The following is a 7,445-nucleotide window of genomic DNA, read 5'->3' on the forward strand; positions in this document are numbered from 1 at the left end:
GATCAAGGGCGAAGCGGTCGTCCATCCGCTGGTCCTGGTCGCCGGTTACCTCAGCGTGTGGTTGGCTGCGTCGGCAGCGTTTGCGGCGCTGACGTTCATCGCTCACGCCTTCGCATCATCTGTGCAGATGCTCGATCCGATGGTCGGAGCGACAGGAGCGGCTGCACTTTTGGGTGCCGGCCTTTACCAGTTCAGCGGGCTGAAGGAAGCCTGCCTGACGAAGTGCAAAAACCCGTTCTCGATCCTGTTTTCGAACTGGAGTGCGAGGTCCGGCCGGATTTTCCGGCTCGGCATGGAGCAGGGCGTCTGGTGTCTCGGCTGCTGCTGGGCGCTGATGCTGGTGATGTTCGCCGTCGGTGTGATGAACTTGTTTTGGATGGCGCTGATCGGCCTGTTCACCTTGATCGAAAAACAGACAGCGGGCAGGCTGCCAACCCGGATCGCCGGTGCGATACTGCTTGTCTGGGCAGCCGCCCTGCTAGTAGTCTCGGCATAGGGAGAGAAGTCGATGGCGGATCAAGGCTGGGCAATGAAAGGAGAGCTGGTACTCTCCTGCAATTGCACGGTTTTTTGTCCTTGCGTGCTGTCTCTCGGCAGTCATCCGCCCACAGAGGGCTATTGTCAGACCTGGGCGGGGTTCCGCATCGATGCCGGCCATTTCGGCGAGGTCGACCTGTCCGGCCTCAACCTTGGGCTGATCATGGAAATTCCCGGCTATATGAGCCGCGGCAACTGGACCGCCGGACTGTTCATCGACAAGCGCGCCTCAGCCTACGCGGTAAAGGCGCTGACCAGGATTTTCACCGGCAAGGCTGGCGGAACCACCTCGCTGCTCTCGATCCTGGTCGGAAAGTTCCTCGGCGTCGAGCAAGCGCCGATCACCTATGAGACGCGCGACAGGACGCGGATTTTCCAGATACCGAAGATCATCGACGGAACGGTGACGCCGATCCCAGGCAAGGACCGCGACAAGGATACGGTGATCAGCAATTCCGAATACTGGATCGCACCGGAAATCATCGTCGCCCGGTCCGACAAGAGCAAGATGCGGGCCTTCGGCCGCAACTGGAATTTTGCCGGCCGCTCGGCCGAAATCTGCAAGCTGGACTGGCGGGGCCCGTGAGAAAAAAAACTACGGCCAGGAAAATCACGGACAGGATTCCGAGGCCAAAGAAGAAAGTCACGTGGCCGCAGGCGCGCGCGTTTTCGGTCCATCTGCTGACCGCGTCGGGCTCGTTCCTGGCGTTCCTGTCGCTGGTGGCGGCGAGCGAGCAGCGCTGGACGGCGATGTTCTGGTGGCTGGGGCTGGCGCTGTTCGTCGACGGCATCGACGGGCCGATCGCCAGGAAACTCGAGGTCAAGGAAATCCTGCCGACATGGTCGGGCGAACTCCTCGACAACATCATCGACTACGTCACTTACGTGCTGATACCGGCCTTCGCGCTTTACCAGCGCGGCTTCATGGGTGAGGGCCTGTCGTTCCTGTCGGCGGCGATCATCGTCGTGTCGAGCGCGATCTACTATGCCGACACCGGCATGAAGACCAAGGAGAATTTCTTCAAGGGGTTTCCGGTAGTCTGGAACATGGTGGTGTTCACGCTTTTCGTCATCGATCCGGGACAATGGGTTTCCTTCGCCGTCGTCGTGGTGGCCGGCATCCTGACCTTTGTGCCGATCAATTTCATCCACCCGGTGCGGGTGGTGCGGCTGCGTCCAATCAACCTTGGCATGACGCTGCTGTGGTGCGCTTTTGGAGCGCTGGCGCTGGCGCAGGCAGCTCTTGCCGCCTTCTACGACCAGATCGGCGTCTTGGGCGAGCAGGTGAGTGTCTTCACCAAGATCGGCATCACGGTCACCGGACTTTACCTCGCATGCATCGGCGGTATCATGCAGCTCTTTCCAACGCTCGGCGCGAAAAAAACCTGATCCCAAGAGAGTCTGGTCCCAAGAGAGCCTCATCAATGTCCAAAGCAATACGCATCCACGCCAATGGCGGTCCGGAGGTTCTGACCTATGAGGACGCCGATCCGGGCCAACCCGGCTCGGGACAAATCCTGGTCAGACACACGGCGATCGGCCTCAATTTCATCGACGTCTATCATCGCTCCGGCCTTTATCCGCCGCCAGGCGGTTTCCCGCTGATACCCGGCAGCGAGGCGGCGGGGGTGGTGGTGGAAGTCGGCGCGGATCTCGACTGGCTGATGCCGGGCGATCGCATCGCCTACGCCGTGACGACTGGCGCCTATGCCGAGCAGCGCGTGATCGCCGCCGACCGCGTGGTCAAGGTGCCGGACGGCATCAGCGACGAACAGGCGGCCGCCATGATGCTGAAAGGGATGACAGCGGAATATCTGCTGCGCCGTACCTTCAAGGTGAAGGCGGGCGACACGATTCTGTTTCACGCCGCGGCCGGCGGCGTCGGGCTGATCCTTGGCCAATGGGCCAAGCATCTTGGCGCAACCGTGATCGGCACCGCCAGCTCCGCCGACAAGATCGAGCTCGCCAAGGCGCATGGCTTCGACCACGTCATCAACTACCGCGAGCAGGACTTCGTCGCCGGCGTTCTCGCCATCACCGGTGGCAAGAAGTGCGACGTCGTCTATGATTCGGTAGGCAACGACACCTTTCCGGCCTCGCTCGACTGCCTGAAGCCGCTCGGCATGTTCGCGAGCTTCGGTCAATCGTCGGGGCCGGTCCCGCCGTTCAGCATGTCGTTGCTGGCGCAGAAAGGTTCGCTGTTCGCAACCCGTCCGACGCTGTTCGTCTACAACGCCAAGCGCGAAGACCTGGAGGCGTCCGCCGCCGCGCTGTTCGAAATCGTGCTCAGCGGCGCGGTCGAGATCAAGATCAACCAGCGCTACGCGCTCAAGGATGCCGGCAAGGCGCATTCCGACCTTGAGGGCCGCAGGACGACCGGGACAACCATTCTTATCCCCTGAGCCTTGCTATCCCTTGAGTTTCCGCTGAAATTCTTGAAGCTCTTTCAAGACGGGTGCCGCTTTGCGATGACAGCAGGCCGCGCATACCATGCCTGCGGGAACACAGAACATATCTGGCAAACCAGATGGGAGGCACTGTGAGTGCAAATCAGGACGACGCAGACCTGCTTGAGGTTCGTGGCCTTACCAAGACGTTCGGCACGCTGACAGCGTGCGACCATATCGATCTCAACGTCGCAAAAGGCGAAATCCACGCATTGCTCGGCGAGAACGGCGCCGGCAAGTCGACGCTCGTCAAAATGCTGTTCGGAACATTGGAGCCCAATTCGGGCGAGATTTTCTGGAACGGTCAGGCGGTCACGATCAGCAATCCCGGCTTCGCGAAGAAGCTCGGCATCGGCATGGTGTTCCAGCATTTTTCGTTGTTCGAGGCACTGACGGCGGCCGAGAACATCGCGCTGTCGCTGGATGACGGTTCGCCGATCAGCACGATCGCCGCGAAGGCGAGGGCGCTTTCCTACAGCTACGGCCTGCCGCTCGACCCGCAATCGCTGGTCGGCGACCTGTCGGTCGGTGAGCGCCAGCGTATAGAGATTATCCGTTGTCTTCTGCAGACGCCGCAGCTCATCATTCTCGACGAGCCGACTTCGGTGCTGACGCCGCAGGAAGCCGACAAGCTGTTCGAGACGCTCGAACGGTTGCGCTCGGAAGGAAAGTCCATCCTCTACATTTCGCACCGGCTGGAAGAGGTCAAGCGCATCTGCGACCGCGCCACCGTGCTGCGCCACGGCAAGGTGGTTGGCCATTGCAATCCGCGCAAGGAAACCGCGGCATCGCTGGCACGCATGATGGTCGGCAACGACGTTCAGGCCGTGGTGCGCGCGCCGGTTCAGGGTATTGAGACGGCGCAGTCGCTGCTTGAAATTCGTGCACTCAGCCGCAGGCCGGCAACGCCGTTCTCGATCCCGCTCAGGAATATCAACCTGACGGTACGCGCCGGCGAAGTGATCGGCATTGCAGGCGTTGCCGGCAACGGCCAGGGCGAGTTCTTCGAATCCGTTTCCGGCGAGGTCCCGCAGCAGGATGCCGCCTCGGTGCGCATCCGCGGCAAGGATGCCGGCGGCCTCAGCATCACCGGCAGGCGGCTGATGGGCGCTGCCTTCGTGCCGGAAGAGCGGCTCGGCCACGGTGCAGCACCCCGCATGAAGCTTTCGGAAAACCTGCTGCTGTCGCGCCATGCCACCGACGGCAAGGTGTTTGTCGGCGCCGGCGGAATGGTCAAAAGCGATGCGATCTATGCCGCTGCCCAGCGCATCATCAACACGATGGATGTGCGCAAGAGCGCCCTTGATCCGGAGGCGGCAGCGCTTTCAGGCGGCAATCTGCAGAAATTCATTGTCGGCCGCGAACTCGACCGCAGGCCAAGCGTCATGGTCGTCAATCAGCCGACATGGGGCGTCGACGCCGGTGCCGCCGCCCACATTCGCCAGACGCTGATCGAATTGGCGCGCAGCGGCTCGGCAGTGCTGGTCATCAGTCAGGACCTCGACGAACTGTTCGAGATATCCGACGCGATCGCGGTGATGCACAATGGCGAATTGTCGAAGCCTTTGCCGATCGCTGAGGCCACGTTCGAAAAGATAGGACTGCTGATGGGCGGGGCCGAGCCAGGCCACGCCGAACACGCTCTGGAGACGTCATGATGCGCCTCGAACTCGTCAAACGGCCGCAGCGCTCGATGCTGTTCTCGGCGCTGTCGCCCTTCATTGCATTCGTGTTGACGATCATCGCCGGCGCCATCCTGTTCGCACTGCTTGGCGTCAATCCTTTGAAGGCGTTCCAAATTTACTTCCTCGAGCCGGTCAGTCAGGTCTGGCAGCTGCATGAGCTGGCGATCAAGGCGGCACCGCTCATCCTGATCGGGGTCGGCCTGTCGGTTTGCTACAGGGCCAACATCTGGAACATCGGCGCGGAAGGCCAATTCATCCTGGGCGGCATCGTCGGCTCGAGCATTCCGGTGCTGTTTCCCCAGTTTGAAGGCCCGCTGGTGCTGCCGCTGATGCTGCTGTTCGGCATGGTCGGCGGTGCCGCCTACGCCGCCATTCCCGCCTTGCTCAAGACGCGCTTCAACACCAACGAGATCCTGACCAGCCTAATGCTGGTCTATGTCGCGCAGCTGTTCCTCGACTGGCTGGTGCGTGGGCCGTGGCGCGATCCGAAGGGTTTCAATTTCCCGCAGACGATACAGTTCAACGACTCGGCCATATTGCCGGAACTGATGCCGGCCTCCGGCCGTGCCAATTGGGGTTTCGTGTTCGCGCTGGTCGCGGCGGTGCTGGTCTGGATCTTGATGAGCCGCATGCTGAAAGGCTTTGAGGTTCGCGTGCTCGGCTCAAGCCCCAGGGCAGGGCGCTTCGCCGGCTTCGGTATGAACCGGATGGTGTTCTTCGCCTTCATGCTGTCGGGTGCACTGGCCGGGCTTGCCGGCATCTCGGAAGTCTCCGGAGCCATCGGCCAGCTGCAACCGGTGATCTCGCCCGGCTACGGCTTTGCCGCCATCATCGTGGCGTTCCTCGGCCGGCTCAATCCGCTCGGCATCGTCGCTGCTGGCCTGGTGCTGGCACTGACGTATCTCGGTGGCGAGGCGGTGCAAAGCGCGCTCGGCATCTCCGACAAGGTGGCGCGCGTGTTCCAGGGCATGCTCCTGTTCTTCGTGCTCGGCTGCGACACGCTCATTCACTACCGCATTCGCTTGATCGGTTTTGCCGCGCCGAAGCTTGAATCCGCGCCGAAGCTGGAGGAGGCCCGCTGATGGACATCACCGTCAACATTCTTTTGACCATCGCAACCGCGGCGACGCCGTTGCTGATCGCGGCGATCGGCGAGCTGGTGGTCGAACGTTCCGGCGTGCTCAATCTCGGTGTCGAAGGCATGATGATCATGGGGGCGGTCGGCGGTTTCGGCGCCGGCTATCTCACCGGATCGCCGTGGATCGGGTTGTTGACGGCGATCGCCTTGGGTGCGGTGTTTTCGCTGCTGTTCGCTGTCATGACGTTGTCGCTGGCCACAAACCAGGTGGCGACCGGCCTGTCGCTGACATTGCTCGGCCTGGGGCTTTCCGGCATGATGGGCACCAGCTTTGTCGGCCAGCCCGGCGCGAGGCTGCCAAACCTCGACATTCCCGGCCTGACAGCGATCCCCGTCATCGGCAGGTTGTTGTTCGGCCAGGACCCGATCTTCTACATCTCGATTGCATTGACCGCCGCCGTCATGTGGTTCCTGTTCAAGACCCGCACCGGGCTCACGCTGCGCTCGATCGGCGACAGCCACACATCGGCCCATGCCCTTGGCATCCAGGTCATCCGCTACCGCTATCTGGCGGTGATCTTCGGCGGCGCCTGTGCAGGCCTTGCCGGGGGCCACCTGTCGCTGGTCTATACGCCGCAATGGGTGGAGAACATGACCGCCGGGCGCGGCTGGATCGCACTGGCGCTGGTCGTGTTCGCATCATGGCGGCCATGGCGGGTGCTGGCTGGCGCCTATATCTTCGGCGCGGTATGGATCGGCCAGCTTCATGCACAGGCTTTTGGCATTCCGGTTCCCTCGCAACTGCTTTCTTCGTTGCCCTATCTGGCAACCATCGTGGTTCTCGTTCTAATCTCGCGCAACAAGCGTTTGACGATGATGAACACACCGGCTTCCTTGGGGCAGCCATTCGTTCCAGATCGTTGACAACAAAAGACAAACGGGAAGCTCCAAGGCTTAACTCAGAGAGGTAACACGATGAAAAAACTGCTTATTGTGCTGATGGCCGCGGCGGCAGCATTGTCGCTGGCAGCGACCGCCGAAGCGCAGGAAAAACTGAAAGCCTGTTGGGTCTATACCGGCCCGATCGGTGATTTCGGCTATTCGTACCAGCATGACCAGGGCCGCCTGGACGTAGAGAAGGCACTCGGCGACAAGGTCGAGACCGCATATCTGGAGAACGTCTCCGAGGGTCCCGATGCCGATCGTGCCTTCGAGCGCCTGGCGCGCGAAGGATGCAAGATCATTTTCGGCACGTCCTTCGGCTTCATGGACCCCGAAGTAAAGGTCGCCAAGAAGTTCCCCGACGTGATGTTCGAACACGCGACCGGCTACAAGACGGCCGAAAACCTCGGCATCTACAACGCACGTTTCTACGAAGGCCGCTACATCCTCGGCCAGATCGCCGCCAAGCAATCGAAGTCGGGCGTCGCGGGCTACATCGTTTCGTTCCCGATTCCTGAGGTGGTGATGGGCATTAATTCCTTCATGCTCGGTGCCCAGTCAATCAAGCCAGATTTCAAGGCGAAAATCGTCTGGGTAAATTCATGGTTCGATCCGGGCAAGGAAGCCGATGCCGCCAAGGCTCTGTTCGACCAGGGCGCCGACATCATCGTCCAGCACACCGACTCGACCGCTCCCCTGCAAGTCGCCGAAGAGCGCGGCCTACAGGGCTTCGGCCAGTCTTCGGACATGATCAAG

General features: G+C 61.4%; 8 protein-coding genes. All 8 read left to right on the top strand.

The annotated features are described in order from the left end of the window. Positions 1–496 (top strand): DUF2182 domain-containing protein (locus EOA86_RS14745; RefSeq protein WP_206630025.1); only part of this gene is annotated, 496 nt, incomplete at its 5' end. Between the two features lie 12 nt (positions 497–508). Beyond that, the gene (locus tag EOA86_RS14750; protein ID WP_128342290.1) at positions 509–1,123 is read left to right on the top strand and encodes a DUF1326 domain-containing protein; all 615 of its coding nucleotides are present in this window, start codon (positions 509–511) and stop codon (positions 1,121–1,123) included. After that, complete coding sequence (gene pcsA, locus EOA86_RS14755) at positions 1,120–1,926, top strand: phosphatidylcholine synthase (RefSeq protein WP_164891753.1); 807 nt, start codon at positions 1,120–1,122, stop codon at positions 1,924–1,926. The genes EOA86_RS14750 and pcsA overlap by 4 nt, the downstream gene beginning before the upstream one ends. A gap of 35 nt (positions 1,927–1,961) precedes the next feature. Then, entirely contained in the window at positions 1,962–2,939 is a 978-nt protein-coding gene (locus EOA86_RS14760; RefSeq protein ID WP_128342294.1) for a quinone oxidoreductase, read from the top strand. Between the two features lie 125 nt (positions 2,940–3,064). Further along, entirely contained in the window at positions 3,065–4,642 is a 1,578-nt protein-coding gene (locus EOA86_RS14765; RefSeq protein ID WP_164891754.1) for an ABC transporter ATP-binding protein, read from the top strand. After that, positions 4,639–5,751 carry an ABC transporter permease gene (locus tag EOA86_RS14770; RefSeq protein ID WP_128342297.1) on the top strand — a complete coding sequence of 371 codons (1,113 nt, stop codon included), beginning with the start codon at positions 4,639–4,641 and terminating at the stop codon, positions 5,749–5,751. Before EOA86_RS14765 ends, EOA86_RS14770 begins: the two co-directional genes overlap by 4 nt. Further along, the gene (locus tag EOA86_RS14775; protein WP_128342299.1) at positions 5,751–6,671 is read left to right on the top strand and encodes an ABC transporter permease; all 921 of its coding nucleotides are present in this window, start codon (positions 5,751–5,753) and stop codon (positions 6,669–6,671) included. The genes EOA86_RS14770 and EOA86_RS14775 overlap by 1 nt, the downstream gene beginning before the upstream one ends. Before the next feature lie 51 nt (positions 6,672–6,722). Further along, positions 6,723–7,445, top strand: a 723-nt coding sequence (locus EOA86_RS14780) for a BMP family ABC transporter substrate-binding protein (RefSeq protein WP_164891755.1), incomplete at its 3' end; no start/stop codon positions are given.

Source organism: Mesorhizobium sp. M5C.F.Ca.IN.020.32.2.1 (assembly GCF_004023105.1).
In the GTDB taxonomy this organism is placed as follows: Bacteria; Pseudomonadota; Alphaproteobacteria; order Rhizobiales; family Rhizobiaceae; genus Mesorhizobium; species Mesorhizobium wenxiniae.